Source organism: Mycobacterium sp. 1164985.4 (assembly GCF_001668575.1).
In the GTDB taxonomy this organism is placed as follows: Bacteria; Actinomycetota; Actinomycetes; order Mycobacteriales; family Mycobacteriaceae; genus Mycobacterium.
The window spans coordinates 38,461-63,433 of the sequence record NZ_LZMD01000079.1 but is presented as its reverse complement, the minus strand read 5'-3'; the positions used below and the strand labels follow the sequence as shown (position 1 = coordinate 63,433).

Here is a 24,973-nt window from a genome sequence, read left to right as displayed (position 1 = left end):
GCACAACGATCCCACGATGCTGAATCTGTATCTCATAATATGAGATACAGGCGGTCGGCGACCCAGATGACCACGCACACTAGGCTGAACGCCATGCGTCTAGGCCGAATCGCCAGTCCCGACGGGGTCGCCTTCGTCAGCGTCGAGGGTCCCCCCGATGACCCCGCGCAGGCGATCGCGAGGGAGATCGCCGAGCACCCGTTCGGCAATCCACAGTTCACGGGCAGGCAGTGGCCGCTGGCCGACGTCCGCCTCCTCGCCCCGATCCTGGCGACCAAGGTGGTGTGCGTCGGCAAGAACTACGCCGCGCACATCGAGGAGATGGCCGCGGCGGCGAAAAGCCATGGCGGCACGAGTCCCGACCCCCGCACGTTCGACGAACCGATCATCTTCATGAAACCGAATACCGCGATCATCGGCCCGAACGTGCCGATCCAGCTGCCCGCCGATGCGAACCCGGTGCATTTCGAAGGTGAGCTGGCCGCGGTCATCGGCAGGCCGTGCAAGGACGTGCCCGCCGCGCGCGCTGCGGAGAACATCCTCGGCTACACGATCGCCAACGACGTCTCGGCCCGCGATCAGCAGCAGAAGGACGGCCAGTGGACCCGCGCGAAGGGACATGACACGTTCTGCCCGATCGGACCGTGGATCGTCACCGACGTCGACCCCTCGGACCTCGAGATCCGTACGGAGGTCAACGGTGCGGTCAAGCAGAACAGCCGGACGTCGATGATGATTCACGACGTCGGTGCGATCGTGGAGTGGATCTCCCGGGTGATGACGCTGCTGCCCGGCGACCTGATCCTCACCGGAACGCCGGAGGGTGTCGGACCGATCGAGGACTCCGACACCGTAAGCATCACCATCGAAGGCATCGGAACGTTGACGAATCCTGTTGTGCGCAAGGGGAAGTCATGACCAGTGAGAACACCGTCCGGGTGCGGTTCTGCCCATCTCCCACGGGCACCCCGCACGTCGGCCTCATCCGCACCGCATTGTTCAACTGGGCCTACGCTCGCCACACCGGCGGCACCTTCGTGTTCCGCATCGAAGACACCGACTCGGCGCGCGATTCCGAGGAGAGCTACCGCGCCATACTCGACGCGCTGCGGTGGCTGGGTCTGGACTGGGACGAGGGTCCCGAAGTCGGCGGTCCTTTCGAGCCGTACCGCCAGTCGCAGCGGCTCGACCTGTACCGCGACGTGATCGCCCGGCTGGTCGAGTCCGGTGACGCGTACGAGTCGTTCTCCACGCCAGAGGAAGTCGAAGCGCGCCACCTGGCCGCCGGGCGCAATCCCAAACTCGGCTACGACAATTTCGACCGCGACCTGACCGAGGAGCAGCGGGCGACGTTCCGAGCCGAAGGCAGGCGCGCGGTGGTGCGGCTGAAGATGCCGGACGGCGACATCGGCTGGCGCGACCTCGTCCGGGGGGAAACGACGTTCCCCGCCGGGTCGGTACCCGATTTCGCGCTCACCCGCGGTAACGGGGAACCGTTGTACACCTTGGTGAATCCGGTCGACGACGCGCTGATGAAGATCACCCACGTGCTACGCGGCGAGGACCTGCTGTCGTCGACGCCGCGCCAGATTGCGTTGTATCAAGCGCTGATGCGGATCGGCGTGGCTGAGCGGATCCCCGAGTTCGCCCACCTGCCAAGCGTTCTGGGCGACGGAAACAAGAAGCTGTCCAAACGCGATCCCCAGTCGAACCTGTTCCTGCACCGTGAGCGGGGCTTCATCCCCGAGGGGTTGTTGAACTACCTGGCCCTGCTCGGCTGGGGAATTGCGGAAGATCGGGATGTGTTCAGCCTCGACGAGATGGTGGCGGCGTTCGACGTCGCGGACGTCAACTCGAATCCGGCCCGGTTTGACCAGAAGAAGGCCGACGCGCTGAACGCCGAACACATCCGGATGCTGACCGAGGAGGATTTCACCGCTCGGCTGCGCGCGTACTTCGCCGAACACGGTCACGACACGGGCCTCGACGACAAGCGCTTCGCCGAGGCCGCCGCGCTGGTGCAAACGCGCATCGTGGTGCTGGGTGACGCATGGGATCTGCTGAAGTTCCTCAACGACGCGGACTTCGCGCTCGACGAGAAGTCAGCAGCCAAGGAGCTGCGCGCGGAGGCCGTGCCCGTGCTCGACGCCGCGTTGGCCGCGCTCGAGGGCAGTGGTGACTGGACCACAGAGGCGATCGAGGCGGCGCTGAAGGAGGCGCTGCTCGACGGCATCGGGCTCAAGCCGCGTAAGGCGTTCGGCCCGATCCGGGTCGCCGCCACCGGCGCGTCGGTCAGCCCGCCACTCTTCGAATCGCTTGACCTGCTGGGCCGCGAACGCAGCCTGGACCGACTGCGCGCCGGGCGTGAGCACGCGGCGGCGCAAGCCGAGGCGTGAAAAAGCAGCCGAAAATCTTTGGTAGTCTGCACGTCGGTCCGGTACTACGCACGACGGGTTCCGCCCGCCGTGCGAGGGGACCGGAAAGGGTCCGTGACCAGCGGTTACGGGAAGCCTTTGGGGTATGGTGTAATTGGCAACACAGCTGATTCTGGTTCAGCCATTCTAGGTTCGAGTCCTGGTACCCCAGCCAACGACCGTGATTAGGCCGACAAATCTCGCTGAGATATGCTGGCGATCCGGAAACCAGTTCTAGCCCCCGTCGTCTAGCGGCCTAGGACGCCGCCCTCTCACGGCGGTAGCGTGGGTTCGAATCCCATCGGGGGTACAAATTACGCGGAGCGCGGTATGCGCTCATCCCCTTCAGAGGCGGCGGGTCAGCGCCTCGGCAGCGGCCAACAGATCGGCGGCCCACCGCGCGCCCGGCCGCCGGCCCATTCGGTCGATCGGCCCGGACACCGAGATCGCCGCGATCACATCGCCGCGCCCATCACGCACCGGCGCCGAGACGCTCGCCACACCCGGCTCACGTTCGGCAGCACTCTGCGCCCAACCGCGCTTGCGGACCTCGGCGAGCGTGCGCTCGGTGAACTTCGCCGAGGGGAGCACGGCCTGTTGGGTCGCCGCGTCGGCGTAAGCCAGCAGAACCTTCGCGCCGGACCCGGCGGTCATCGGCAGCCTGCTGCCGACCGGCACCGTATCGCGCAGCCCGGCAGGCGGTTCCAGCGCCGTCACACAGACCCGGGACGTGCCCTCGCGTCGGTAGAGCTGCACGCTCTCACCGGTGATCTCGCGCAATCGGGGCAGCACCACGGCCCCGGCGGCCACGAGCGGATCGCTGACCTGCCCGGCCAATTCGGTCAGGCCGGGTCCGAGAAGCCAGCGGCCGTCGCCGTTGCGCGCCAGCAGCCGGTGGGTTTCCAGGCCCGCGGCGAGGCGGTGGGCCGTGGCGCGCGGTAGACCCGTGCGCTCGCACAGCTCGGCCAGCCCGCACGGCGAATCGGCGACCGCGTGCAGCACGCCCACGGCTTTGTCCAATACGCCGATGCCGCTATCCTGTCTCATAGAGAGATACTAGCGTCCCAGATTGTGAGATAGTCAAGATGTCGATCGATGTTTCCGGTGCAGCTCGCGAGCGCATCGACAAGCCACGCACGATGGCCGAGAAGGTGTGGGCCGATCACGTCGTCGTCGAAGGCGGCGGCGAAGGCGCGGCGCGTGAACCCGATCTGATCTACATCGACCTGCACCTCGTTCATGAGGTGACCAGTCCTCAGGCGTTCGACGGTCTGCGGTTGGCTGGGCGTCCGGTGCGTCGGCCGGATCTGACGATCGCCACCGAGGACCACAACGTGCCGACGATCGACATCGACAAGCCGATCGCGGACCCCGTGTCGCGCACACAAGTGGAGACGCTTCGGCGCAACTGCGAAGAGTTCGGTATCCGGCTACACCCGATGGGCGATGCCGAGCAGGGCATCGTGCACATCATCGGACCGCAGCTCGGTTTGACCCAGCCCGGTATGACGGTCGTGTGCGGCGACAGCCATACGTCGACGCATGGTGCGTTCGGTGCGCTGGCGATGGGGATCGGGACGTCGGAGGTCGAACACGTCCTCGCCACGCAGACGCTTCCATTACGACCGTTCAAGACGATGGCGGTCAACGTCGACGGCGAACTGCCCGAGGGGGTCAGCGCGAAAGACATCATCCTCGCGGTGATCGCGAAGATCGGCACCGGCGGCGGACAGGGACACGTCATCGAATACCGCGGCAGCGCGATCGAATCGCTGTCGATGGAGGGCCGGATGACGATCTGCAACATGAGCATTGAGGCCGGCGCGCGCGCCGGCATGGTGGCCCCCGACGACACCACGTTCGAGTTCCTGCGTGGGCGTCCGCACGCTCCGAAAGGTGCGCAGTGGGATGAGGCGGTCGCCGCATGGCGCCGCCTTCGCACCGATGAGGGCGCCGAGTTCGACACCGAGGTCTACATCGACGCCTCGACGCTGAGCCCCTTCGTCACGTGGGGGACCAACCCCGGTCAGGGGGTGCCGCTGTCGGATTCGGTTCCCGATCCGGAACTGATGTTCGACGAGGGTGAGCGCCAGGCGGCCGAAAAGGCATTGGCCTACATGGACCTTCGGCCCGGTACGGCCATGCGGGACATCGCCGTCGACACCGTCTTCGTCGGCTCGTGTACCAACGGCCGCATCGAGGATCTGCGGGTGGTCGCCGATGTGTTGCGCGGCCGCAGGGTCGCCGACGGGGTGCGCATGCTGGTGGTGCCGGGGTCCATGCGCGTGCGTCTGCAGGCCGAATCCGAAGGCCTCGGCGAGATCTTCACCGCGGCCGGCGCGGAGTGGCGTCAGGCGGGTTGTTCGATGTGTCTCGGCATGAACCCCGATCAGCTGTCGCCGGGCCAACGGTGCGCGTCGACCTCGAACCGGAATTTCGAGGGCAGGCAAGGAAAGGGTGGCCGTACCCATCTGGTGTCGCCCGCCGTCGCGGCAGCCACCGCGGTGCGCGGCACGCTGTCCTCACCCGCCGACCTGACTGACTGATAGGAGCAAGAAGCCATGCAGGCTTTCCGCACCCACACCGGCATCGGCGTTCCTTTGCGCCGGTCCAATGTCGACACCGACCAAATCATCCCGGCCGTCTACCTGAAGCGAGTTACACGAACGGGTTTCGAGGACGGTTTGTTCGCCGCCTGGCGCAACGACCCGTCGTTCGTTTTGAATCTGCCGCCCTTCGACAAGGGTTCGGTATTGGTCGCGGGGCCCGATTTCGGCACCGGTTCTTCACGCGAACATGCCGTGTGGGCACTTATGGATTACGGCTTCCGGGTCGTCATCTCGTCCCGCTTCGCCGACATCTTTCGGGGCAATGCGGGCAAGGCCGGGCTCCTGGCGGCCGAAATTCCGCAAGATGATGTAGAAATTTTATGGAAGCTCATCGAGGAGCAACCAGGCCTGGAAATCACTGTGAATCTTCAAGATCGGACCATCGTCGCCGGAACGGTCATGGTGCCGTTCAGAATTGACGACTATACGGCTTGGAGATTGCTGGAGGGGCTCGACGATATAGGCCTTACGCTGCGCAAACGCGACGAGATCGAAGCTTATGAAGCACGTAGGCCGGACTGGAAACCCCGGACTCTGCCGACCGGATAACGGCCGCCGGTGAGCCGAAATCACCGCCTCTGACCCCGGTTCTCGGGGGCCCCCTCTGGAGGTCAAGGGGGGCAAGAAAGTTCGCTGGCTTCGCCTGAAACTGCGCGTGGCTCTTGGAAATCAATAGGGAATGGGTTTACCGTGTCCTCTAGTCGGTCCAAAGAGGGCCACTGGTTTCCGGAGGTTATGCATGAACAAAGCAGAGCTCATCGACGTACTCACGGAGAAAATGGGCTCGGATCGTCGGTCGGCTACCGCCGCGGTGGAGAATGTCGTTGACACCATCGTGCGTGCGGTTCACAAGGGTGACAGCGTCACCATTACCGGCTTCGGCGTTTTCGAACAGCGCCGCCGCGCAGCCCGCGTCGCGCGTAACCCGCGCACCGGCGAGACCGTAAGGGTCAAGCCCACCTCCGTGCCGGCATTCCGACCCGGCGCACAGTTCAAAGCCGTTGTCTCTGGGGCGCAGCGCCTCCCGGCGGAAGGACCAGCAGTGAAGAGAGGCGTCACCGCGGGAAGTGCCCGCAAGGCTGCCAAGAAGGCGCCGGCCAAGAAGTCGGCCGCGAAGAAGGCGCCTGCCAAGAAGGCCGCGACCAAGCGGACGGCGGCCAAGAAGACCGCCGCCAAGAAGTCACCGGCCAAGAAGGCCGCGACCAAGCGGACGGCGGCCAAGAAGACCGCCGCCAAGAAGTCACCGGCCAAGAAGTCCGCCGCGAAGAAGTCACCGGCCAAGAAGGCCGCGACCAAGCGGACGGCAGCCAAGAAGACCGCGAAGAAGGCTCCGGCCCGCAAGGCGCCGGCCAAGCGCGGCCGCAAGTAGTTTCAACCCGAGACGCCGTGGGTCCTCGCGACCCACGGCGTTTTCGTGTTTTCGGCCGCCCAAAACATCTACGGCTCAATCTTTCCGGGCCCGCGCCGGCCCGAATTTTGTATTCAACAGATGCGCGTCATTTGGCCGCGAGGGGGCTGCCCATGTGGTCGGCCGCGATCAGTTGACCGTCGGCCAGCGACAGCACCCAGGTGCTGCCCTTGCGGTTGCGCGACTTGTCGGGCCGGATGCCGTCGCGCTCGCACCACCACTCGATGAGGTCGGGGATCACCTTCCCCTGGGTGCAGATCACCGGTGTGCCTGGGGTGTCGGCGATCTCGAGGAAGCGCTGCCGAGCCGCTTTGCGGTTGTCGGCGTAGGACTCCTCGGTCAACAACTCGTCGCGACGAATGGTCGTGCCGAGCTCGTCGGCCAACGGTTCCAATGTCGAGACGCAGCGGACCCTGTCGGCGGCGAACAGATGGTCGGCGCCGAAGGCGAGCAACAAGCCGACGAGAGACTGCGCCTGCGCGCGCCCGTTCTTGTCCAACGGCCGTTCGCGGTCGTCACCCTTGAACCGCGACTTGCTGCCCGCAGTGGCATGACGGACGATCAGCACCGTCTTGGTATCGGCCGGATTCTTCGCAAAGCGGCGCAGAACCTTTCGGTCCTGGGGATAGTCCAGCTGTTTGATGGCCGCCGGAACGGGTAACCACTTGAGCTCGTCGACCTCGTCGTTCGGGCGGAACTCGCCGCGGATCTGGCGGGCCGCCCAGTAGCGCACCTTCTTCTTACCCTGCTCGACGGGATAGCTCACCGACGCGAGCCGCCGTCCGAGATGCGCGGCGTACCCGGTTTCTTCGCACACCTCACGCACGGCCGCGACGGGTTCGGTCTCACCGGGGTCCACCTTCCCCTTCGGCAGCGACCAGTCGTCATAGCGAGGACGGTGGATCAGCGCGACCTCGGGCGCATCGGGCTGACCGTTCGGACGCCACAGCACCGCGCCCGCGGCCAGGATCGTCTTCGCATCTGAGCCGGTCTCGGATGTCCGCTTCGGCAACTCAACTCCTGCAGATCATTCCGGGCACCCGCGGCCCTTCTCGGGCAATTCGGTCGCTGAGGAGTTCCGTCATGGTTGCCGGTGGCGTTCCATCAACGAGACCTGATGATCGCGAACCGTCTGACCCTCCTGCGGCGAGGCTGTCCACTTACCGTCGATGCCCAACTCCCAACACCGGGTCGCTGGGTCCATCGCCGACTCGAAGATCTCATGGAGTTCTGCCTTCAGTCGCGGATCCTTGACTTCGGCCATCACCTCGACGCGCCGATCGAGATTGCGGTGCATCATGTCGGCGCTGCCGATCCAGAATTCGTCGATGCCGCGGAAATGAATGATCCGTGAATGTTCGAGGAACCGGCCGAGGATCGAGCGGACGACGATGTTGTCCGAATACCCAGGGGCGTGGGGGCGTAGCGCACAGATGCCCCGGACCACCACCTCCACCCGCACACCGGCCTGTGATGCGCGGTACAGCGCGTCGATGACCTGCTCGTCCACCAACGCATTGGCTTTCAGCCTGATCCGCCCGTCGGCGCCGTCGCGGGTGGCGGCGATCTCGCGCTCGATGCGGTCGATGATGCCCCTGCGGACACCCTGGGGCGCCACCAGAAGGTTGCGGTACGAGTCCTTGCGCGAGTAGCCCGTCAACGAGTTGAACAGGTCGGTGAGGTCCGCGCCGATGTCGGGTGCGGCCGTCATCAACCCGATGTCTTCGTACAAGCGCGCGGTTTTCGGGTTGTAGTTCCCGGTGCCGATATGGCAGTAGCGCCGGATCAGTGAACCCTCCCGGCGCACCACCAGACACGTCTTGCAATGGGTCTTGAGCCCGATGAGTCCGTACACCACGTGCACGCCTGCACGCTCCAGCGCGCGCGCCCATTGAATATTGGCCTGTTCGTCGAATCGCGCCTTGATCTCTACGAGCGCGACGACCTGCTTACCCGCGGCCGCAGCGTCGATGAGCGCGTTGACGATTGGGGAGTCGCCCGACGTGCGGTACAGCGTCTGCTTGATCGCCAGCACGTTCGGATCCGCCGCGGCCTGTTCGATGAACCGCTGCACGGTGGTGGAGAACGAGTCATATGGATGGTGCACCAGCACGTCGCCGTCGCGCAGCGTCGAGAAAATGCTCTTCGGCGTCTCCCGCTCGCCGAACGCCGGCGGTGTCGCAGGCACGAACGGCCGATCCTTGAGCCCGGGGCGATCGAGATCGTAGATCTGCCAGAGCGAGGACAGATCGAGCAGACCGGGCACTTCGATGACGTCACCCGGCGCGACGTCGAGCTCGCGGAGCAGCAACTCGAGCATGCTCTCGGTCATGTCGTCGGAAACTTCCAACCGCACCGGTGAACCGAACCGGCGCCGCGCGAGTTCGCGCTCGAGGGCCTGCAGCAGGTCTTCGTCGCGGTCCTCTTCGACCTCGAAATCGGCGTTGCGCGTGATGCGGAAGGCGTGGTGCTCGACGATCTCCAGCCCCGGGAACAGCACATGCAGGAACGCCGCGATCAGTTCCTCCATCGGAAGGAAGCGCACGATCTTCGCATCGCCCTCGCGCACGGCCAGTTCGACGAAGCGTTCGACGTTGTCGGGCACCTTCACTCGGGCGAAGTGCTGCCCGCCGTCATCGGGATGTTTGACGGTGATCGCGAGGTTCAGGCTGAGGCCACTGACGAACGGGAACGGGTGGGCCGGATCGACTGCGAGCGGCGTGAGGACCGGGAACACCTGTTCGTGGAAATAGGTGGACAGCCGAGCGCGTTCAGCTTCGTCCAGTTCGGCCCAGGTGACGATCACGATGCCCTCGTCGGCCAGCGCGGGGCGCACCGAATCGAGGAACACGTGCGCGTGTCGGTCCGCGAGGTGTTGCGTTCGCTCGTTGATGCGCCGCAACTGTTCGCGCGGGGAGAGGTTGTCCGCGGAGCGCACCGAGAGCCCCATCTCGTCGCGCCGCTTCAGCCCGGCGACGCGGACCATGTAGAACTCGTCGAGATTCGAGGCGAAGATCGCGAGGAACTTCGCGCGTTCGAGCAGCGGCAGCGACGGATCGGCAGCCAGTGCGAGCACCCGGGCGTTGAAGTCGAGCCAGCTCAGTTCACGGTTCAGGTAACGATCTTCGGGCAGCGCGTTCTCGACCGCGGGCGCCGTGGCCGCCGGAGGCGCCTCCGGCGCTGAGTCGCGCGAGTCCGACGGCATCGGCCGGATGTTCGCAGCGGTCGGTTCGCTGTCGTTGTCGCGAACCTCGATCCCGGCTTTGGTCATGCCTCAGATGATCCCCCATCCAACGCCCTTGGTGCCAGCGCGCTACGAACTGTTCACCCCGAAGCGCCGATGGCCGCTGCAGTCGCGGCACCGACACCGAGCTGGCGCGCAACCAGCAGGTCATCGGGTGTGTCGATGTCGCAGCGCAGCCCCGGCCATGCGCCGGTGAGCTCGAGCGCACCGGAACTGCGGTGCCGTTGCGCGGAGTCCGCGCCGAACTGCGGGTTCAGCGCGACCCCGAAGGAGAACAACGCCGACGTGCCGCTGCCGTGCCGGTCGCCGACGAAACTTCGTGGGTGTCGGCGGGCGTCGGCGACGGCCGCCGCCAGTTCATGGGTCTGCAGGGCGGGTAAATCACCTTGCAACACAAGGACGTTCGGTGTCTCGTGCCGAACCTCGGCTTCGGCCGCGGCGATCGCGTTGTTCAACGGATCGCGGTGGCCGTCGGGGGTGGGGTCGGTGAGCACTCGGGCCCCGAGTCGGTCCGCCGCCTCGGCGGCACCCTCATCCGGTGTGACGACGGTGATCGAGCGCACCGCTGGGACCGCGGACGCGGCGGTGATCGTATCGATCAGCATCGCCACAACGACCCTTTCGCGGGTGCTCGCGGAGAAGACGGGGGCCAACCGGGTCTTGGCCGCTGCGAGTCGTTTTACCGCGATCACCAACCCGATGTCGGCATCCGGTGAACCGCTCATATCCGTCATCCTGCCAGCACTGTCGCGCGCGTTACCCTGAAGGCGTGGTCGAAGCGGCGGTGATGGGGGCCGGTGCGTGGGGTAGTGCACTGGCCAAGGTGCTCGCCGACGCGGGCAACGAGGTGAGGATCTGGGCTCGGCACACCGACGTCGCCGACGAGATCAACGACACGCATCGCAACACCCGATATCTGGGTGACACCGAACTGCCCAAGACGATCCGGGCCACCGCCGATGCGGCCGAGGCGCTGGACGGCGCATGCACGGTGCTGTTCGCGGTGCCCGCCCAAACACTACGAGCCAACCTCGAACAGTGGTCGGGACTGATCAACGACGAAGTCACCTTGGTGAGTCTGGCCAAGGGCATCGAACTCGACACGCTCATGCGCATGAGCCAGGTGATCATCCAGATGACCGGCGCCGACCCATTGCGCGTCGCGGTGGTGTCCGGGCCGAACCTCGCCAGCGAGATCGCCGACGAGCAACCGGCGGCCACGGTCGTGGCCTGCAGTGACTCCGGACGGGCCGTGGCGTTGCAGCGCGCGCTCTCGACCGCGTACTTCCGCCCGTACACCAATGCCGACGTCATCGGCGCCGAGGTCGGCGGCGCATGCAAGAACGTCATCGCGCTCGCGTCCGGCATGGCCGCCGGAGTCGGGCTGGGGGAGAACACCGCGGCAGCGATCATCACCCGCGGGCTGGCCGAGATCATGCGGCTGGGAATCGCGTTGGGCGCCAAGCCCGCGACCCTGGCAGGCCTGGCCGGCGTTGGTGACCTGGTCGCGACGTGTACGTCGACGCAGTCGCGCAACCGCTCGTTCGGGATGCGGCTGGGCCGGGGCGGCACGATGGAATCGGCGATGCGCGCAACCGGCGGCCACGTCGCCGAGGGTGTCGCGTCGTGTCAATCGGTGCTCGCGTTGGCCGAGAGCTACGACGTCGAGATGCCGCTCACCGACGCGGTATTCCGGGTGTGCCACAGGGGTTTGTCGGTCGACGAGGCCGTCGCCTTGTTGCTCGGGCGCAGCACGAAGCCGGAGTGACCGGTGGACGGTCACTACGGCGATTCCACCCGGAGCGTGAAAGCGGTTGCTTCGGAAGCGATCCCGGGTCAGGCGGTGGCGCCGTCACCCGTTCCGGCAACCACCTTCCACCTGTCGCCGGACGAGTCGGAATCGCCGGACACCTACGGGCGCGGGTCAAATCCGACATGGCGCCTCGTCGAGGCGGCGCTCGCGCAGCTCGAAGGGGCGCCGGCCGCGTTGGCCTTCGGGTCGGGGATGGCCGCGATCACCTCCGTCCTGCGCGCGCTGGTCAAGCCTGGGGGCAAGCTCGTCGTACCTGCCGACGGGTACTACCAGGTCCGCGACTATGCATCGGAATACCTTGCCGCGCAGGGTGTCACGGTGGTTGCCGCGACCGCGGGCGAGCTGTGCGCTGCCTCTGCGGACGCGCATGTGGTACTCGCCGAGAGCCCGACCAATCCAGGGCTCGATGTCGTTGATCTGCACCAGCTCGCGATGCAGTGTCGCAGCCGCGGCGCGACGCTGGTCATCGACAACACCACCGCAACACCGTTCGGGCAGCAGCCACTTTCGTTGGGCGCGGACGTGGTGGTGGCCAGCGCGACCAAGGCGCTGTCGGGCCACAGCGACCTCCTCGCCGGATATGTCGCCAGCGCGCACACCGACCTGATGGACGCGGTGGCCACCGAACGACTGCGCTCGGGCGCCGTTCTCGGCGCGTTCGAGGCGTGGCTGCTGTTACGCAGCCTCGGCACCGCGGGCCTGCGGTTCGAGCGGCAGTGCCACAACGCGGCGGCGCTGGCCGTGGCGCTGCACGCACACCCCGCAGTGCGGGTGGTGCGTTACCCCGGCCTGCCCGACGACCCGTCGCACCGGATCGCTTGCGCACAGATGAAGAGGTTCGGCGGCCTGATCGCCGTCGAGTTGGCCGACGCCGCCGCCGTACACGCCCTGGTCGAGCGCAGCGCGCTGCTGATCGCCTCGACGAGCTTCGGCGGGATCCACACGTCGGTGGACCGTCGCGCCCGCTGGGGCGACGACGTCAGCGACGGGTTCGCACGGATCTCGCTCGGCATCGAGGACACCGACGATCTGATCGCCGATATCGAGCAGGCGCTGGGCTGATAGCGCCGACGGCCATCGCGGGCGGGCCGGCCGACGGCGATGACGGTAGCCTCTGCAGGTTGTGACTGCCCGCCATGACCCCGGCACCGGACGCGTCCGGGTTGCCGTCGTCTACGGCGGACGCAGTTCCGAACACGCGATTTCGTGCGTCTCCGCAGGCAGCATCCTGCGCAATCTCGATCCGCAGCGCTTCGACGTTGTCCCGGTCGGCATCACCCCGCGGGGGGCGTGGATGTTGACCGATGCGCGGCCGGACACCCTCGCGATCACCGACGGCCACCTGCCTGAGGTGACTGCCGCGTCGGGCACCGAACTGGCGCTGGCGGCCGATCCGGGCCGCGGCGGGCAGCTGCTGTCGCTCGGCCGGGGAGCGGGGGAGATCCTGGCGGCGGTCGACGTCGTCTTTCCGGTTCTGCACGGCCCGTACGGCGAGGACGGCACGATCCAGGGCCTGCTCGAGCTCGCTGGTGTGCCCTACGTCGGGGCGGGTGTGCTGGCCAGCGCCGTCGGCATGGACAAGGAGTTCACCAAGAAGCTGCTGGGCGCATCCGCTCTTCCGATCGGCGATCACGAGGTGCTGCGGCCCCGCCAGGACACGCTGACCTTTGAGGCGCGCGAGCGGCTGGGCCTTCCGGTCTTCGTCAAACCGGCGCGCGGCGGCTCGTCGATCGGCGTGAGCCGGGTGACGGCCTGGGACCAGCTGCCGCAGGCGATCGACCAGGCCCGCAGGCACGATCCGAAGGTGATCGTCGAGGCCGCGGTGCCGGGGCGCGAACTGGAATGCGGCGTGCTCGAATTCCCCGACGGACGGGTCGAGGCCAGCGCGCTCGGCGAGATCCGCGTCGCCGGCGTGCGCGGCCGCGAGGACGGCTTCTACGACTTCGCGACGAAATACCTCGAGGACGCGGCCGAACTCGACGTGCCCGCCAAGGTCGACGACGATGTCGCCGAGGCCGTGCGTGCGCTCTCGATCCAGGCGTTCAACGCCATCGACTGTCAGGGCCTGGCCCGCGTCGACTTCTTCCTCACCGACGACGGTCCCGTCATCAACGAGATCAACACCATGCCGGGTTTCACCACCATCTCGATGTTCCCGAGAATGTGGGCCGCCAGCGGCGTCGACTATCCGACCCTGTTGGCCACAATGGTGCAGACCGCGCTCAACCGCGGTACCGGGCTGCGCTGACCTACAACACCTTCTCGTTGACTCTGCGTCCACGGCGCCGTTCGGTGGGTAATCGGCACCCTCGCCGCAGAGTCAACGCGGCGGGCCCGGGACGACGGGCTTGGCGGGTAACGCCTTGGCGATCGCCGCGGACAGCAGCTGAATCGGCGTCGGGCCGGAACCCTGGGGCAACGTCAACGCGACATACACCCCACGGTCGACGGCGAACCACGTGCTGCGTGCCTGGTCGACCTCCGTCGCCTCGGCGCCGGGCTCGCTCACCCGGAACCACTGCACATCGTCGACCACCTGCACCGGTGCGCCCGCGACAAACTCGGCGGGCCGCTCCACCCCGCAGCGCAGGACGATCGGCTCGCCTCCGCCCTCGGCGCGCCACGCCGCCGCGCCCGGGGGCGCCGGATCGGCCAGCGGCGCGCGGGCCTGATCGCCCAGCTCGTCCGGGAGGTCCGCGAGCAGGTCGGCGCACTGCGAACTCGTGGCCGCGGGTGCGGGCACGGCGGCCACGGGAACCGGTCGTTGCGGCGCCGATTCCTGGCGCATCACGGCGATCGTCAGGACCGCCACGATTCCCGCCACCGCCACCACCAGGGCGGTGACCAGCAGCGCGCGAGGCGGCCCGTCACCGGTCTCCGAATCCACGGGCCAACTCTAGTGATGCGCTCCGTTGGCGATCGGACAGGTCAGCGTCCTGGTGATACCGGCGACCTGTTGGACGTTGGGGACCACGGTGGCTTTGAGATCGACCAGGGTGTCCGCAGCGACGCGTACGACCACGTCGTACGGACCCGTCACGTACTCGGCGGACACCACCCCGGGAAGCGCGGCGAGTTGTTTGGCGACGACCTCGGCGCGGCCCACTTCGGTCTGAATCAGCATGAAAGCCTCGACCACCCGCTGTCCCTCCACATCGCTGCATAGACTCCACGCCGCAGGCGCTTAACGTACCGCAGGTGCGCCCGGCGTTCAGGCCAGCACGAAACGGACAAGGCCGCGACAGGAGGTGACATGGCGTCCGATGCCGAGACCCTGGCGCAGGTGGGGGAGTTCGCGGTGATCGCGCGGCTGCTGGCCGGCCGTCGCCAGCCGGACGCCGTCGCGGTGGGGCCCGGTGACGACGCCGCCGTACTGTTCGCGCCCGACGGCAGGACGGTCGTGTCCACGGACATGCTGGTGGCCGGCCGGCACTTCCGGTTGGACTGGTCGACGCCGAACGACGTGGGGCGCAAGTCGATCGCGCAGAACGCGGCCGACATCGAAGCGATGGGTGCGCGGCCGACCGCCTTCGTCGTCGCGTTCGGCGCACCGTCGGACACACCCGCAGAGCAGGTCTTGGCGCTGGCCGACGGCATGTGGCAGGAGGCCGAGTCGATGGGCGCGGGCATCGCAGGCGGCGACCTTGTCAGCGCTCCGCAGTGGGTGATCTCGGTGACCGTGCTCGGCGACCTCGAGGGCCGGGAGCCCGTGCGACGCGGCGGGGCCGGCCCCAGTGACGTGGTAGCAGTCGCCGGTGATCTCGGCCGCTCAGCCGCCGGATTCGAGTTGTGGCGCAACGGCATCGAACGATTCGATGAACTGCGCAGGCGTCACGTCGCGCCGCGGCCGCCGTACGGGCAGGGTCGCGTCGCCGCCGAGAGTGGTGCCACCGCGATGACCGACGTGTCGGACGGGTTGCTGGCCGACCTCGGCCACATCGCCGAGACATCCGGTGTCGGCATCGACCTGTCCACCGCCGCGTTGGCCGGCGACCATGACGCACTTGCCGGCGCGGCAGAAGCGGTGGGCGCCGATGCCTGGTCGTGGATTCTCGGGGGCGGGGAGGACCACGCGCTGGTCGCGACGTTCGCCGACGCGCCTCCGCCCGGGTGGCGCGTGATCGGTCGGGCACACGACGGCGCGCAGGGGGTGTCGGTCGACGGCGCGGTGTGGCAGGGGAATACCGGGTGGCAGTCGTTCGACTAGTTAGGGTGTCGAGTCGTGACCGTGTACGCCATCGCCCAGCTGAGGTTCACGGACCGTGCGGCGTATGACCGCTATCAAGCCCGTTTCCTCGACGTCTTCACCCGGTACTCGGGAACGCTGCTCGCGGCCGACGAGTCGCCGCAGATTCTGGAGGGCGAATCGGACCGCGAGAAGGTCGTGTTGATGTCGTTCCCCGATGAAGCGTCTTTCCGCGCGTGGGCGAACTCGCCCGAGTATCAGGAGATCTCGAAGGACCGCCACGCCGGCGCCGACTCGTTGGTGATGCTGATCGAGGGGCTCGGATGACCGCCAAACCGCTGCACGAACTCGTCGAGCAGGGCTGGGCTGCGGCGCTGGAACCGGTCGCGGACCAGGTCGCGCAAATGGGCGAGTTCTTGCGCGCCGAACTGGCTGCCGGAAACGGATACCTGCCCGCCGGTCAGAACGTGTTGCGGGCGTTCACCTTTCCGATGGACAGGGTGCGTGTGCTGATCGTCGGTCAGGACCCGTATCCGACACCCGGGCACGCCGTCGGTCTGAGCTTCTCGGTGGCGCCCGAGGTGCGGCCGCTCCCGCGCAGCCTGGAGAACATCTTCAGGGAGTACGCCGACGACCTCGGCCATCCGGCGCCGGCCACCGGCGACCTGACGCCGTGGGCCGAGCGCGGCGTGATGTTGCTCAACAGGGTGCTCACGGTCCGCCCGGGCAACCCGGCGTCACACCGGGGGAAGGGATGGGAAGCCGTGACCGAGTGCGCGATTCGCGCGCTCGCCGCGCGCAGGCAACCGTTGGTCGCGGTGCTGTGGGGCCGCGACGCCTCGACGCTGAAACCGATGCTGGACGGCGCCGACTGTGTTGCGATCGAATCGCCGCACCCGTCACCGCTGTCCGCGTCGCGCGGGTTCTTCGGGTCGCGGCCGTTCAGCCGCGCGAACGAACTGCTCGAGAAGATGGGCGCCGAGCCGATCGACTGGCGGCTGCCCTAAAGGGCTATCCGACGCCTGGAATCGGCGGCGGTGAGGGGATCGGCGGAGGCGAGGGAATCTCCGGCGGGGCCGGGATCGCCGGCGGCGACGGGACGTCGGGCACCGGAACCTCAGCGGTGCCGTTCCCCTCGGTGGTGGTGGCCGGAACTCCGGGCGCCGCTGTGGTGGTCTCGGGCGCGCTGGTCTTTACGGTCACTTCGACCGACGTGGTGGCGGATGTCGTCGACGTCGTGGTCGTCGGCTCGTCACCGGCGGAATCGCCGCCGCCGCACGCGGTCAATAGGGCCAGAGCACATCCAGACAGCGCGATCAGGATGGGTCTTGCAGCTGCACGAGAGGTCATGCATCGGGGGCTACCCGGTGGGTGGCCGCCGCAATCGCGCCTGCGTCAGCCGCGCGAGACCTTCCCGCCCTTGATGCACGACGTGCACACCTTCATGCGCTGCTTGTTGCCCCCGGGACGGGTGACGGCGCGCACGGTCTGGATGTTGGGATCCCAGCGACGGCTGGTCCGGCGATGGGAGTGCGAGACCGACTTGCCGAAGCCGGGTCCCTTCCCGCAGATATCGCACACGGCAGCCATTGCAGAACTCCTCAGATCAGTACGTGGGGGTCCGGGCCGCTGCACCGCGGCGGGCGCGGCTCGACCCGACAACCCGACCAGGATACCGGCAGCCGCAACGATCACCAAAATGCCGTCGCCGCGCGGCGCGCGGACCACGATCAGGCTACCGACCGGCCGCAACTTCCTGCCGTTGCTGTCAGCTCCAATCGCTAGGCTGACCCGCACGGCGGGGCGTCACATTCGGTGGAGGTAAGGCATGTCGGCTCGACTGCTCGATGCCTCCACGCTGCGGAAGTGGTCACACGCCGCGGTCGGTGATCTCATCACCCACACCGACGAGATCAATCGGCTCAACGTTTTCCCGGTCGCCGATGCCGACACCGGCACGAACATGCTGTTCACCATGCGTTCGGCATGGGCGCAGGCCCACGCGTTGCCCGACACCGACGACGTCGCCGAGGTCGCGGGAGCATTGGCGCGCGGGGCGTTGCACGGGGCGCGGGGCAATTCCGGCGTGATCCTGTCTCAGATCCTGCGGGCGGTCGCCGAGGTCACCGCGGAGGCGGTTTCGGACCCCGGCGCCGGGCTGACCGCGGTAGACGGGCCGCTGTTCGCCGCCGCGCTTCGCCACGCCGTGGTGCTGGTCATCGGCTCGATGGGAGAGGCCGTGCCCGGCACCATCGTCACGGTGCTCCAGGACGCGGCCGACGCCGCCGAGCGGGCCTCCGCCGAGCGCGCCGGGCTGCCCGACGTCGTGTTCAGGGCGGCCGATGCGGCCGCGCAGTCGCTGGACCGGACCACCGGCCAACTCGACGTGCTGGCCCGCGCGGGCGTGGTGGACGCCGGGGGCCGCGGGTTGCTGGTACTGCTGGACGCGATGAGCACGACGCTGACGGGCCGCGCAGTGCGCAGGGCTGCGTACGTCCCTGCGCCATCGCCGCATGCCGATGCCGGCGGGGTGCACGTCGTCAAGGCACCGCAGTTCGAGGTGATGTACCTGCTGAGCGGATGTGATCCGGCGGGAGTGGAGCGACTCCGCGCCGACCTGGACACCCTCGGTGACTCGGTGGCGATCGCTGCCGCGTCGGAGGGGGGCGGCCACTACTCCGTGCACGTACACGCCGACGACGCGGGCGCCGCCGTCGAGGCCGCCCTCGCCGTGGGGGCGCCCAGCCGCATCCAGATCACGGCGCTCACCGGCACCGTCGGTGCGCGTCCCGCGGGCGGATGGTCGCGAGGCCGCACGGTGCTTGCCGTCGTGGACGGTCAGGGCGCCGAGGAGTTGTTCGCCGGTGAAGGCGCGCACGTGCTGCGGATCGAAGGGGAGGCACCGGTCAGCGCCAAACAGCTGCTGCACGCGCTCGTCAACGCCGACGCCGGGCAAGCGATGATCCTGCCGAACGGCTACGTCGCCGCCGAAGAACTGGTCGCCGGGTGCACGGCGGCGATGGGCTGGGGCATCGACGTCGTGCCGGTGCCCGCGGCATCGATGGTGCAGGGGTTGGCGGCGCTGGCGGTCCACGACGAGTCGAGGCAGGCCGTCGACGACGGCTACACCATGGCCCGGGCGGCCGCCGGTGCCCGCCACGGGTCGGTGCGTGTCGCCACCGAGGAGGCGCTCACCTGGGCGGGCATGTGCAAGCCGGGCAACGGCCTCGGCATCTCCGGCGACGAGGTACTGGTCGTGGGTGACGACCTCGTCGCCGCGGGAGCGGGCCTGATCGATCTGCTGCTGTCCGCAGGCGGCGAACTCGTGACCGTCCTCACCGGCGCCGGCGTCGACGGCGGCGTCGCCGCCGCACTCGGCCAGCACGTGCACGAACGCCACCTCGGCGCCGAACTGGTCACCTACCACACCGGCCACCGCGGCGACGCGCTGCTGATCGGGGTGGAGTAACCGTGGCAACGCTGCACGACCGCCTCGACTTCGTGCTCGGCAAGAAGGCCGCGGACCCGCTCGCCGAGTACTTCGGCTTCCACACCGTCAATGACCTGCTGCGCCACTACCCCCGCAAGTACAGCGACGAGATGACGACCGTCAACGACGGCGAGGATCTCGAGGAAGGCGTCCACGTCACATTCGTCGACAAGATCACCAAAGCCGAAGTGCGGTACACGAACCGGCATCCGCGGCGCGAGTATCTGGTCGTCACGCTCGGGAACCGCAGGCCGAAGGTGACCGCGACGTTCTTCAACGTCAAGTTTCTCAAGAAGCAGTTGGTCGAGGGCGCGAAGGTGATGCTCTCGGGTGAGGTCGGCTACTTCAAGGGCACGATGCAGCTGACCCATCCGGCGTTTCTTGTGCTGCACGAGAGCGGCAACGTGCGCGGGTCCAAGTCGCTGCGCGCCATCGCTGAGGCGTCCGGGGCGACCGGTGAGGACCTGCTGGCGGCGTTCGAACGCGACTTCTTCCCGATCTATCCGGCCAACAAGAAGGTGCAGACCTGGGAGATCTACGCCTGCGTGCGTCAGGTGCTCGACGTTCTGGACTCTGTCCCCGAACCTCTCCCGGAATCCTTTCTGCGACAACACAATCTGATAACCGAGGACCAGGCGCTGCGGGCCGTCCACACCGCCGAGAGGTCCGCCGACCGCGATGCCGCCGTCGCCCGCCTGACATACGACGAGGCCATCGGGCTGCAGTGGGCACTGGTCGGCCGCCGCCACGGCGAGCTCAGCGAATCCGGTCCGGCCGCCCCGCGCCGCGACGACGGGCTCGTCGCCGCCATGCACCGCCAGATGCCGTTCGAGCTGACCGGCGGCCAGAAGGATGTGCTCGGCGTGATCTCGGGTGAACTCTCGGGAATCCGGCCGATGAACCGCATGCTGCAGGGCGAGGTCGGTTCGGGTAAGACGATCGTCTCGGTGCTGGCGATGCTGCAGATGGTCGACGCCGGCTATCAGTGTGCGCTGCTCGCCCCGACGGAAGTCCTTGCCGCACAGCATGCCCGGTCCATCCGCGCCGTGCTCGGTCCATTGGCGATGGCGGGCCAACTCGGCGGGGTGGAGAACGCCACGCGCATCGCGTTGTTGACCGGATCGATGTCGGCGCAACAGAAGCGCGCGGTGCGCGACGAAGTCGCAGGCGGCGAGGCGGGCATCGTCATCGGCACGCACGCGCTGCTGCAGGATGCCGTCGAGTTCCACCGCCTCGGCATGGTCGTCGTCGACGAACAGCACCGCTTCGGGGTGGAGCAGCGGGATCGCCTGCGCGGCAAGGCCCCCGAGGGCATCACGCCACATCTGCTGGTGATGACGGCCACCCCGATTCCCCGCACCGTCGCGCTGACCTACTACGGCGATCTGGAGACCTCGACGCTGCGCGAGCTGCCGCGGGGCAGGCAGCCGATCACCACCAACACCGTCTTTCTCAGCGAGCACCCGCGCTGGCTGGACCGAGTCTGGCAACGCATCACCGAAGAGGTGCGCGAGGGTCGGCAGGCGTACGTGGTGGCCTCGCGCATCGACGAGAACGACAAGACCGCCAACGACAAAGAGGGCGGCCCGCCACCCATCACCGTCGTCGAGCTGTTCGACCGGCTGCGCAGCGGTCCGCTCTCGGGTCTGCGGCTCGGGCTCATGCACGGGCGGCTGCCCGCCGACGAGAAGGACGCCGTGATGGCCGCGTTCCGCTCCGCAGAGATCGACGTGCTGGTGTGCACGACGGTCATCGAGGTCGGTGTGGACGTGCCCAATGCGACGGTGATGGTCGTGATGGATGCTGACCGTTTCGGTATCAGCCAGCTGCACCAGTTGCGCGGACGCATCGGTCGCGGAGCGCACCCCAGCTTGTGCCTGCTGGTCACCAAGCTGCCGCAGGGGAGCAAGGCCGGCGCCCGGCTTTCGGCCGTCGCGTCGACGTTGGACGGGTTCGCGCTCGCCGACCTGGACCTGCGCGAGCGCCAGGAGGGAGATGTGCTGGGCTACAACCAGTCCGGCCGCGCGATCACGCTGCGCTTCCTGTCTCTGCAGGAGCACCTCGACATCATCGAGACCGCCCGCGACTTCTGCGCGCGGTTGTACGAGCGAGATCCCGCGAATCCGGGGATGGCCGCGCTGGCCGGACCGTTCGTCGAGACCGACCGCGTGGAGTTCCTGGACAAGGCATGAACCGCAAGCATCTGTGGTGGCTGACCGCGATCGTCGCGCTCGCGGTGATCGTCGCCGCACAGGCGGTCAACTCGGCGGGGGAGCGCGCACACTTCATCGCGCGGGCCGACATTCCGACCGTCGCGCCGGGCGTCGACGTCCTCGCCGGGGTGCCCGTCATTCCGTTGCGGATCCGCGGATACGACTACCGCAGAGCGGCTTTCGGCGACAGCTGGACCGACGACAATTCGGCACCGGGAGGGCGTAACGGCTGCGACACCCGCAACGACATCCTCAACCGCGACCTCGACGACAAGACGTTCGTGTCGATCAAGCGCTGTCCCAACGCCGTCGCGACGGGAGTCCTGCACGACCCGTACACCAACGCCGTCATCGCCTTCACCCGTGGCGAGAAAACCGGGGCGGCGGTGCAGATCGACCACATCGTCCCGCTGGCGCTCGCGTGGGACCTGGGCGCGCGCGGCTGGCCCGAGGACCTGCGGGTCCGGTTCGCCAACGACCCCGCCAATCTGATTGCGGTCGCGGGAAACGCTAACCAGGACAAGGGAGATCACGAGCCCGCGAACTGGATGCCGCCCAACGCGGCGTTCCACTGCCAGTACGCGATCCAGTTCATCGCGGTGCTGCGCGGATACGGGCTGCCGATCGATGCGCCGTCGGCCGGCGTGCTGCACAACGCCGCGGCCACCTGCCCGACGGGCTGACCGCCTGGCATTCAAGGAACCTTCGGTTTGATCTCTTCCATCACCCACTGTGCGTAATCGAGGTAAGCGTCGACGCTGGGCACCGGAGGTATGGGGACCCCGGAAATGGTCACGCCGAGTTCGGCGTACCAGCAGAGTTCGTCGATGATCGCGTCCGCGCTCATTCCGGGCAGTTGGGTCGGGTCGTCGACGACCTGATGTCCTTCGCCGATTCGCGAGGTGCCGATCCCGTATAGCACCTCGAGTGGCCGACCATCGTATGTCGGCTGGGATTTGATGAAGTCGATTTTCGCCGGAATGTCTTCTGGCTTGGTGAGCCACGGGAACCACCCAGATCCATACCGCGCCACGCGTTTGAGCATGGCGTCCGCGTCGCCGCCGAACCAGATCGGAGGGTGGGGCTTCTGAACTGGCTTGGGCTCGAAGACCACATCACGAAAGCTGACGTACGCGCCATCGAAGGCGGGTTCATCGCTTGTCCAGAGCTCGATTATTGCGCGGAGGTATTCATCAGCGATTCGCCCTCTTCTGTGGAACGGCACACCGATGACCTCGAATTCCTCGGCATCCCAACCGACACCGAATGTGACTGTGATGCGGCCATTGCTCATCCAGTCGGCCGTGGACAGTGCTTTCGCCAGGACGACGGGATGTTGTAGTGGCAACAGCGTCACGGAGGAGAGCACTCGGATCCGGTTTGTGGCGCCTGCGATGAATGCCTGCGCGACGGTGGAGTGCAGGTAGTGCGGTCCAGACAATTCGACGTGCGAGGTAGGTACGACGAAGTGTTCGGGAATCGGGATCATGTCGTAGCCGAGCTCCTCGGCGCGTCTAGCCACCATCGCCTGGTCTTCGCCGGTCACGCCAACTTCGAACGGTTGGGACAACGCCTTCACCCGTGCGGTGTTCGGCATGGTCAGAGCGAATCTCATTTCATCACTCCTCGGGTTTCTGCTGATCCTCGGCGCACAGCCAAGCTGCCCGCTCTTCTCGCCGGTATGTGCCCCGTTTCAACCATCCAGCGGATCGTGTCGCCGAAGCTTTCTTCACCCGACCGGAACACCAGTCCGGATTTCGCCGTGAATCGGGTTGAGTCCGCCGGAGGCCACAGCGTGTTGATCGCCATGGATTCAGCCGAGATCTGCGACTCGATCGGCGCGGCGACGCGTAGCAGATCCACCGCTGCGCCCATCGCGCGCATGACGCCGGGGGCGACGCGAGGGCTGAAAAGCTTTCGTCCTAAGACGAATTCCAGAAGTCGACGCAGTTCGTCCCATGGATAGTAGTGGCCACCGACGATGTAGCGTGCGTCCGTGGAACCGGACTCGACGGGATGGTGCAGCATCCACAGGTGAGCCCGGGCGAGGTCACGCACATCGACGCACTGGAGACCCGATGTGGTTCGTGGCAGTACCTGACACACGAAGTTTTTCAACGCGTAGTTCAGTGCGCTGAGCTTTGGATCGTCGGGACCGATGACTCCCGTCGGATAGACGATCTGTACCGGCATCCCGTCGTTTTGCAGGCCCCGGACATACTCGTCGCTATCGCGTTTTGAGCGCGAGTAGGCCATCACGGCGTTGGCTAGGGGCGTCGATTCGTCGATGAAGGCGGCGCCGGGGTGGAACAACGCGGTGACGCTCGAAACGTGGAGCACATTGCCGATGTCGAGTGCTCGTGCCGTATCGAGGACCGTCTTGGTCGCACCGACGTTGTTGTCATAAGTCTCGCGCGCCCGGCGCGGATCCAGCGAAACCGTCGCCGCGGCGTGAAAGACGGCATCACAACCCACCATTGCACGTTCGACGGCGACCGGGTCGCGGATGTCGGCGGTGACGTACCGAGCGATGCGTCCGCCGCGGGACTCAAACCAGCGTCGCGCCGCACGTTCGTCGCGCACCAGCAACCGCAATTCATGGCCGGCGTCGAGCAGCGCCGTGACAGTGTGAGCGCCGACGAATCCGGTCGCGCCGGTGCAGAAGACCTCCACCGCTTGATCGTTTCGGCGGGACCCCGGCGCGCGACAGCGTAGTCGACTACCTCAGTCGGCCACGATGGCGTAGGTCATTCAGGTGCCGGTGTAGGTTTCCGGGTCCGGGCGGAACCGCTTGCCCTCATCGAGCCCGTTGAGCGAGCCCATCTCGTCGTCGGTGAGCTCGAAGTCGAACACCTCGAGATTCGAGGCGATCCGCTCCGGCTTCGACGACCGGGCGATGACCGCGTTGCCGAGCTGCAGGCTCCACCGGATCAACACCTGCGCGGGAGTCTTGCCGTGTGCCTGCGCCACCGACGTGACCGCCTCGTTCTCGAGCAGGTGCCCGACGCCCAATGGTCCGTAGGCCTGGGTGACGATGCCGTAGCCGGCGTTGACCTCGCGCAGCTCGGCCTGGTTGAGCAGGGGATGCAGCTCGAGCTGGTTGACCGCCGGGGTGAAGAACGACAGGTCGATGACGTCGGAGAGGTGCTCGGCGTGGAAGTTGGCGACGCCGATCGACTTGGTGTCGCCGACCTCCTTGCGCTTCATCAACCCGCCCCAGCTGTCGACGTACTTGCCCTGTTCGCCGGCGGGCCAGTGGATCAGGTACAGGTCGACGTAGTCCAGGCCGAGCCTTCCCAGGCTGGCCTTGAGCGCGTCCTGTGACGACTGGAAACCGAGGTCGGAGGTGGCCAGCTTGGTGGTGACGAAGATCTCGTCGCGTGGGACCCCGGACGACTTGATGGCTCGACCGACGGCTTCCTCGTTGCCGTAGGCCGCGGCGGTGTCGATCAGCCGGTACCCGGCCGACAGCGCCGCCAGCACCGCCTCCTCGGTCTCGGACTCCGACAGCTCGCCGACGCCGAGACCGAACACCGGCATCGTGTGATCGTCGTTGAGCGTGACTGTCGGAACCGCACCCGATTCGGTCATTTCAC

Annotated in this window: 25 protein-coding genes and 2 tRNA genes; 16 read left to right on the top strand and 11 right to left on the bottom strand. The window is 67.3% G+C overall.

The window, feature by feature from the left end; all coding sequences use genetic code 11:
- The first annotated feature begins 93 nt into the window (after positions 1–93).
- The 4 genes from A5650_RS16730 (at position 94) to A5650_RS16715 (ending at position 2,724) form a co-directional block, all read left to right on the top strand.
- Positions 94–918, top strand: coding sequence for a fumarylacetoacetate hydrolase family protein (locus tag A5650_RS16730; RefSeq protein ID WP_067293732.1), 825 nt, complete (start codon positions 94–96; stop codon positions 916–918).
- On the top strand, positions 915–2,396 hold the full coding sequence (gltX, locus tag A5650_RS16725) for a glutamate--tRNA ligase (protein ID WP_067293729.1): 1,482 nt from the start codon (positions 915–917) through the stop codon (positions 2,394–2,396). Before A5650_RS16730 ends, gltX begins: the two co-directional genes overlap by 4 nt.
- A 118-nt stretch (positions 2,397–2,514) precedes the next feature.
- Positions 2,515–2,589 (top strand) — tRNA-Gln (locus A5650_RS16720).
- A 62-nt stretch (positions 2,590–2,651) separates the two neighbouring features.
- A tRNA-Glu gene (locus A5650_RS16715) sits at positions 2,652–2,724 on the top strand.
- Positions 2,725–2,759: 35 nt separating this feature from the next.
- Here the strand turns inward: A5650_RS16715 and A5650_RS16710 are convergent.
- Positions 2,760–3,461, bottom strand: a complete 702-nt coding sequence (locus A5650_RS16710) for an IclR family transcriptional regulator (RefSeq protein WP_067293726.1) — start codon at positions 3,459–3,461, stop codon at positions 2,760–2,762.
- A gap of 38 nt (positions 3,462–3,499) precedes the next feature.
- Between A5650_RS16710 and leuC the strand changes: the two genes are divergently transcribed.
- The 3 genes from leuC (at position 3,500) to A5650_RS16695 (ending at position 6,392) form a co-directional block, all read left to right on the top strand.
- Complete coding sequence (gene leuC, locus A5650_RS16705) at positions 3,500–4,960, top strand: 3-isopropylmalate dehydratase large subunit (RefSeq protein WP_067293723.1); 1,461 nt, start codon at positions 3,500–3,502, stop codon at positions 4,958–4,960.
- Between the two features lie 15 nt (positions 4,961–4,975).
- A complete protein-coding gene (leuD, locus tag A5650_RS16700) occupies positions 4,976–5,572 on the top strand; it encodes a 3-isopropylmalate dehydratase small subunit (protein ID WP_067293721.1) in 597 nt (198 codons plus the stop codon).
- A gap of 190 nt (positions 5,573–5,762) precedes the next feature.
- The gene (locus A5650_RS16695; RefSeq protein ID WP_067293717.1) at positions 5,763–6,392 is read left to right on the top strand and encodes an HU family DNA-binding protein; all 630 of its coding nucleotides are present in this window, start codon (positions 5,763–5,765) and stop codon (positions 6,390–6,392) included.
- A 127-nt stretch (positions 6,393–6,519) separates the two neighbouring features.
- Here A5650_RS16695 and mutT1 read toward each other — a convergent pair whose 3' ends face one another.
- From mutT1 to cofC, 3 genes are all read right to left on the bottom strand, one after another.
- The gene (gene mutT1, locus A5650_RS16690) at positions 6,520–7,443 is read right to left on the bottom strand and encodes an 8-oxo-(d)GTP phosphatase MutT1 (RefSeq protein WP_067293713.1); all 924 of its coding nucleotides are present in this window, start codon (positions 7,441–7,443) and stop codon (positions 6,520–6,522) included.
- A 69-nt stretch (positions 7,444–7,512) separates the two neighbouring features.
- Positions 7,513–9,702: an RNA degradosome polyphosphate kinase gene (locus A5650_RS16685; protein ID WP_067293709.1), complete on the bottom strand. Its 2,190-nt coding sequence runs from the start codon at positions 9,700–9,702 to the stop codon at positions 7,513–7,515.
- Positions 9,703–9,755: 53 nt separating this feature from the next.
- On the bottom strand, positions 9,756–10,400 hold the full coding sequence (cofC, locus tag A5650_RS16680) for a 2-phospho-L-lactate guanylyltransferase (RefSeq protein ID WP_067293706.1): 645 nt from the start codon (positions 10,398–10,400) through the stop codon (positions 9,756–9,758).
- A gap of 62 nt (positions 10,401–10,462) precedes the next feature.
- Here cofC and A5650_RS16675 point away from each other — a divergent pair, with 62 nt between their 5' ends.
- From A5650_RS16675 to A5650_RS16665, 3 genes are all read left to right on the top strand, one after another.
- On the top strand, positions 10,463–11,443 hold the full coding sequence (locus A5650_RS16675; RefSeq protein ID WP_156744176.1) for an NAD(P)H-dependent glycerol-3-phosphate dehydrogenase: 981 nt from the start codon (positions 10,463–10,465) through the stop codon (positions 11,441–11,443).
- A 3-nt stretch (positions 11,444–11,446) separates the two neighbouring features.
- Positions 11,447–12,550, top strand: a complete 1,104-nt coding sequence (locus tag A5650_RS16670) for a cystathionine gamma-lyase (protein WP_067293700.1) — start codon at positions 11,447–11,449, stop codon at positions 12,548–12,550.
- Between the two features lie 61 nt (positions 12,551–12,611).
- On the top strand, positions 12,612–13,736 hold the full coding sequence (locus A5650_RS16665; RefSeq protein WP_067293696.1) for a D-alanine--D-alanine ligase family protein: 1,125 nt from the start codon (positions 12,612–12,614) through the stop codon (positions 13,734–13,736).
- 72 nt (positions 13,737–13,808) lie between these two features.
- Here the strand turns inward: A5650_RS16665 and A5650_RS16660 are convergent, their stop codons facing one another.
- Together A5650_RS16660 and A5650_RS16655 are read right to left on the bottom strand one after the other, a co-directional pair.
- A complete protein-coding gene (locus tag A5650_RS16660) occupies positions 13,809–14,375 on the bottom strand; it encodes a DUF3515 domain-containing protein (protein ID WP_067293694.1) in 567 nt (188 codons plus the stop codon).
- A 9-nt stretch (positions 14,376–14,384) separates the two neighbouring features.
- Positions 14,385–14,627 carry an Lrp/AsnC ligand binding domain-containing protein gene (locus A5650_RS16655; RefSeq protein ID WP_067293948.1) on the bottom strand — a complete coding sequence of 81 codons (243 nt, stop codon included), beginning with the start codon at positions 14,625–14,627 and terminating at the stop codon, positions 14,385–14,387.
- A 114-nt stretch (positions 14,628–14,741) separates the two neighbouring features.
- Between A5650_RS16655 and A5650_RS16650 the strand changes: the two genes are divergently transcribed.
- The 3 genes from A5650_RS16650 to A5650_RS16640 are packed head-to-tail and all read left to right on the top strand — an operon-like array spanning position 14,742 to position 16,681.
- Entirely contained in the window at positions 14,742–15,695 is a 954-nt protein-coding gene (locus A5650_RS16650) for a thiamine-phosphate kinase (RefSeq protein ID WP_067293691.1), read from the top strand.
- 15 nt (positions 15,696–15,710) lie between these two features.
- The gene (locus A5650_RS16645; protein WP_067293688.1) at positions 15,711–16,001 is read left to right on the top strand and encodes a DUF1330 domain-containing protein; all 291 of its coding nucleotides are present in this window, start codon (positions 15,711–15,713) and stop codon (positions 15,999–16,001) included.
- Positions 15,998–16,681, top strand: coding sequence for a uracil-DNA glycosylase (locus A5650_RS16640; RefSeq protein ID WP_067293685.1), 684 nt, complete (start codon positions 15,998–16,000; stop codon positions 16,679–16,681). The genes A5650_RS16645 and A5650_RS16640 overlap by 4 nt, the downstream gene beginning before the upstream one ends.
- A 4-nt stretch (positions 16,682–16,685) precedes the next feature.
- Here the strand turns inward: A5650_RS16640 and A5650_RS16635 are convergent, their stop codons facing one another.
- Together A5650_RS16635 and rpmB are read right to left on the bottom strand one after the other, a co-directional pair.
- On the bottom strand, positions 16,686–17,024 hold the full coding sequence (locus A5650_RS16635; protein WP_156744164.1) for a hypothetical protein: 339 nt from the start codon (positions 17,022–17,024) through the stop codon (positions 16,686–16,688).
- Positions 17,025–17,069: 45 nt separating this feature from the next.
- Positions 17,070–17,264 (bottom strand): 50S ribosomal protein L28, encoded by a 195-nt coding sequence (rpmB, locus tag A5650_RS16630; protein WP_067293680.1) that lies wholly within the window; start codon positions 17,262–17,264, stop codon positions 17,070–17,072.
- 238 nt (positions 17,265–17,502) lie between these two features.
- Here rpmB and A5650_RS16625 point away from each other — a divergent pair, with 238 nt between their 5' ends.
- Genes A5650_RS16625 through A5650_RS16615 form a run of 3 tightly spaced genes read left to right on the top strand, consistent with a single transcriptional unit; the run spans position 17,503 to position 22,060 of the window.
- Complete coding sequence (locus A5650_RS16625; RefSeq protein ID WP_067293677.1) at positions 17,503–19,143, top strand: DAK2 domain-containing protein; 1,641 nt, start codon at positions 17,503–17,505, stop codon at positions 19,141–19,143.
- 2 nt (positions 19,144–19,145) lie between these two features.
- Positions 19,146–21,356: an ATP-dependent DNA helicase RecG gene (recG, locus tag A5650_RS16620; protein WP_067293674.1), complete on the top strand. Its 2,211-nt coding sequence runs from the start codon at positions 19,146–19,148 to the stop codon at positions 21,354–21,356.
- Positions 21,353–22,060 carry an HNH endonuclease family protein gene (locus tag A5650_RS16615; protein ID WP_067293671.1) on the top strand — a complete coding sequence of 236 codons (708 nt, stop codon included), beginning with the start codon at positions 21,353–21,355 and terminating at the stop codon, positions 22,058–22,060. Before recG ends, A5650_RS16615 begins: the two co-directional genes overlap by 4 nt.
- Before the next feature lie 11 nt (positions 22,061–22,071).
- Here A5650_RS16615 and A5650_RS16610 read toward each other — a convergent pair whose 3' ends face one another.
- From A5650_RS16610 to A5650_RS16600, 3 genes are all read right to left on the bottom strand, one after another.
- On the bottom strand, positions 22,072–22,992 hold the full coding sequence (locus tag A5650_RS16610) for a TIGR03619 family F420-dependent LLM class oxidoreductase (RefSeq protein WP_067293667.1): 921 nt from the start codon (positions 22,990–22,992) through the stop codon (positions 22,072–22,074).
- Positions 22,989–24,050: an NAD-dependent epimerase/dehydratase family protein gene (locus A5650_RS16605; protein WP_067293664.1), complete on the bottom strand. Its 1,062-nt coding sequence runs from the start codon at positions 24,048–24,050 to the stop codon at positions 22,989–22,991. Before A5650_RS16605 ends, A5650_RS16610 begins: the two co-directional genes overlap by 4 nt.
- A gap of 78 nt (positions 24,051–24,128) precedes the next feature.
- On the bottom strand, positions 24,129–24,968 hold the full coding sequence (locus tag A5650_RS16600) for an aldo/keto reductase (RefSeq protein WP_067293661.1): 840 nt from the start codon (positions 24,966–24,968) through the stop codon (positions 24,129–24,131).
- Positions 24,969–24,973: the final 5 nt, after the last annotated feature.

Excerpts from the sequence above, each read along its gene's own strand:
- rpmB (WP_067293680.1), bottom strand. The coding sequence starts at position 17,264 with ATGGCTGCCGTGTGCGATATCTGCGGGAAGGGACCCGGCTTCGGCAAG.
- cofC (WP_067293706.1), bottom strand. The coding sequence starts at position 10,400 with ATGAGCGGTTCACCGGATGCCGACATCGGGTTGGTGATCGCGGTAAAA.
- A5650_RS16615 (WP_067293671.1), top strand. The coding sequence starts at position 21,353 with ATGAACCGCAAGCATCTGTGGTGGCTGACCGCGATCGTCGCGCTCGCG.
- A5650_RS16610 (WP_067293667.1), bottom strand. The coding sequence starts at position 22,992 with ATGAGATTCGCTCTGACCATGCCGAACACCGCACGGGTGAAGGCGTTG.
- A5650_RS16625 (WP_067293677.1), top strand. The coding sequence starts at position 17,503 with ATGTCGGCTCGACTGCTCGATGCCTCCACGCTGCGGAAGTGGTCACAC.
- A5650_RS16650 (WP_067293691.1), top strand. The coding sequence starts at position 14,742 with ATGGCGTCCGATGCCGAGACCCTGGCGCAGGTGGGGGAGTTCGCGGTG.
- A5650_RS16675 (WP_156744176.1), top strand. The coding sequence starts at position 10,463 with ATGGGGGCCGGTGCGTGGGGTAGTGCACTGGCCAAGGTGCTCGCCGAC.
- A5650_RS16730 (WP_067293732.1), top strand. The coding sequence starts at position 94 with ATGCGTCTAGGCCGAATCGCCAGTCCCGACGGGGTCGCCTTCGTCAGC.
- leuC (WP_067293723.1), top strand. The coding sequence starts at position 3,500 with ATGTCGATCGATGTTTCCGGTGCAGCTCGCGAGCGCATCGACAAGCCA.
- gltX (WP_067293729.1), top strand. The coding sequence starts at position 915 with ATGACCAGTGAGAACACCGTCCGGGTGCGGTTCTGCCCATCTCCCACG.
- A5650_RS16710 (WP_067293726.1), bottom strand. The coding sequence starts at position 3,461 with ATGAGACAGGATAGCGGCATCGGCGTATTGGACAAAGCCGTGGGCGTG.
- A5650_RS16600 (WP_067293661.1), bottom strand. The coding sequence starts at position 24,968 with ATGACCGAATCGGGTGCGGTTCCGACAGTCACGCTCAACGACGATCAC.
- A5650_RS16685 (WP_067293709.1), bottom strand. The coding sequence starts at position 9,702 with ATGACCAAAGCCGGGATCGAGGTTCGCGACAACGACAGCGAACCGACC.
- A5650_RS16635 (WP_156744164.1), bottom strand. The coding sequence starts at position 17,024 with ATGACCTCTCGTGCAGCTGCAAGACCCATCCTGATCGCGCTGTCTGGA.
- A5650_RS16640 (WP_067293685.1), top strand. The coding sequence starts at position 15,998 with ATGACCGCCAAACCGCTGCACGAACTCGTCGAGCAGGGCTGGGCTGCG.
- leuD (WP_067293721.1), top strand. The coding sequence starts at position 4,976 with ATGCAGGCTTTCCGCACCCACACCGGCATCGGCGTTCCTTTGCGCCGG.
- A5650_RS16695 (WP_067293717.1), top strand. The coding sequence starts at position 5,763 with ATGAACAAAGCAGAGCTCATCGACGTACTCACGGAGAAAATGGGCTCG.